This is a genomic window from Holospora curviuscula (assembly GCF_002930195.1).
GTDB lineage: Bacteria > Pseudomonadota > Alphaproteobacteria > Holosporales > Holosporaceae > Holospora > Holospora curviuscula.
Genome location: NZ_PHHC01000060.1, coordinates 1 through 2,108 on the forward strand (window position 1 = coordinate 1; position 2,108 = coordinate 2,108).

The following is a 2,108-nucleotide window of genomic DNA, read 5'->3' on the forward strand; positions in this document are numbered from 1 at the left end:
CTCTGATATCCCCTATGAAGATGCACATTAATAGCCTTTTTTCCATCGCTAGCGCATCTGATTTTCCACCTCTTGCTTTCTTATTCTTCTCAGCCTCTTTTAGTAGTGCTATTATCTTTTTAAATGTAGATCTCTTCACACCACTTAATCTACGAAACGCTTCATCTTTATAGTTTTTGATTTTTTCGTATTTCATCTCAACCTCCTTTATGGAGCTGAGTTAACACTTATTGCTTAGGTTATGCAAGCGGTCTATTGTGTAAATATGTGATGGGTTTAATATCGATAACGGGTATCCTTATTTGATAAGAGTGTGGTGTCATAGCAGCATCAAAAACTTGACAAGAAATGAGGTTTTGTAAAAGAGCTGAATTTTTGGTGATATGATCGATTCTCTATCCCGAATAGTGTGGCACTCTTTTTTAAGACGCGCTGTACTGTATCAAAGAATTCAGGCTCCGAAACACTTTTATAAAATACCAACCCTTTATAAACTAGATTAACAGAATTGTTTTTGTGAATAACTGTCTTGCCTATTCGGTATTGGTTTTGCTAGTGATGCGTTTGGTTTGGTCTTGTTGATTTAGGCCTTTGAATTAAGTCAAAGTAAAGACTTTAACCTAATAAATAAAAATAAGGATATTTATTGAGAATTTATTATATCCTTTAGGGAATCGTAGAATATTATTTTAGTGTAGTAAAGAAGTTTTTCATGCAATACTGCGCTGAATACAAAGTTTTTATTCTATGTTGGTGGATCTATTCGGTTTTTCTTAAGGCGAATGAGTGCTTTCTATTCCCCATCTTTGAGCGTATATCGCATGGATGTATGCCCATCACGGGCTCTATCCAATCAGACGTTTCAGCTTTTGTGGAGTGCTCTAAAGCATCCCAGGGGGCCTGGATTTTTGTGTTCACTCCATGAAAATATTGTTTGATCGCGTATTGTCTCTTTTTGCACCTTGGGTATACTAATGTCCCCCCATGATAAAACCTATGGTCCCATATTCGTTACCCGCTTTCTGAATCAATGTTCCAAGAGCGCTAAATCTCTGAGAAAAATCCTTACGAAGATCTCTACGAAGAATCTCTAAAGAATTTCGATGTCAAAGCGTATATAAAAACAATTTATTAACTCTCAAGGGTTTCAGAAAAAACTTTTTATACGCGAATTATTCCATAACTTCTATCCTTTCATTTGTTATAGCCTAAAGGTGTTTTCTAATCCCTTTAGCCCTAAAAAAATGTTAAATCACGTGATAACACAGCTTAATTTACGTTCTCAATCTTTTCTACTGATATGCAGCACCTAAGCTGTCGCTTCAATACCTAAAAGCGGTTCATCATATTCTACCGGATGTCCGTCAGAAAAAGATATTTTTCGTACACATCCTGATACAGGAGACTTTATGATATTCATCACTTTCATTGCTTCTATGATAAGTAACGGTGCGCCTACTGTAACATGATCGCCAACGTTCACCAACGAGGAAGCTCCAGGCTTTGACGCACTATAAGCAGTTCCAACTAAAGGAGATCTTACCCAATAAAGAGAACTCTTTTCTGATATACGCTCAGGAGAAGACGGAATGAGTTCCGCGAAAGATTCTTGATCAGATACGGGTGTGGAAGAAAAATTTTTGGAAGATAGGTAATTTCTAGGTTCTTTTGACAACTCTACATAATAGCGTACGCCGTTACTTTCTTGCTCATAGTGTATAGAAGACAAAGAAGATTTTTCCAATATATCAATAAGAACCTTCAGTGTGTTTATCGTGATCTCATCTAAAAAATAAAACTCTTTATTTGATGAATTCATTATAGATCTATTTTCTTTTCACTGTCATCCTAACAAAAGTTTTCTTGGTTTGCAAGAATCTATAGAAAAGCGATCAGCATGACCTCGTTTCAGAGCACCCCTATCAACCATTTTTCAAAACCCATTACAATTACTAAGCGTATATTAGAATAAAAGTAAAGGAACACAGACTATAATTGTGTAACTGTCCCACTGCATTGTACGATCATGAAGGGTATATTTAGGGCTAAACTATGCTTATTTTATAAGCAGTTACGCTTGAGCAGTGATCGGTAATGGTATAGCCTTC

General features: G+C 36.0%; 2 protein-coding genes and 1 pseudogene. 1 reads left to right on the plus strand and 2 read right to left on the minus strand.

The window, feature by feature from the left end; translation table 11 throughout:
* Window positions 1-196 (minus strand): annotated as a pseudogene (locus HCUR_RS00915) (IS5/IS1182 family transposase); the annotation flags it as partial.
* Window positions 197-782: 586 nt separating this feature from the next.
* Here HCUR_RS00915 and HCUR_RS08110 point away from each other — a divergent pair.
* Window positions 783-938, plus strand: coding sequence for a hypothetical protein (locus HCUR_RS08110; protein WP_165780601.1), 156 nt, complete (start codon window positions 783-785; stop codon window positions 936-938).
* A gap of 371 nt (window positions 939-1,309) precedes the next feature.
* On the opposite strand, the gene HCUR_RS00925 is transcribed toward HCUR_RS08110, so the two are convergent.
* A complete protein-coding gene (locus HCUR_RS00925) occupies window positions 1,310-1,819 on the minus strand; it encodes an acetyl-CoA carboxylase biotin carboxyl carrier protein (protein ID WP_104206340.1) in 510 nt (169 codons plus the stop codon).
* Between the last annotated feature and the right edge of the window lie 289 nt (window positions 1,820-2,108).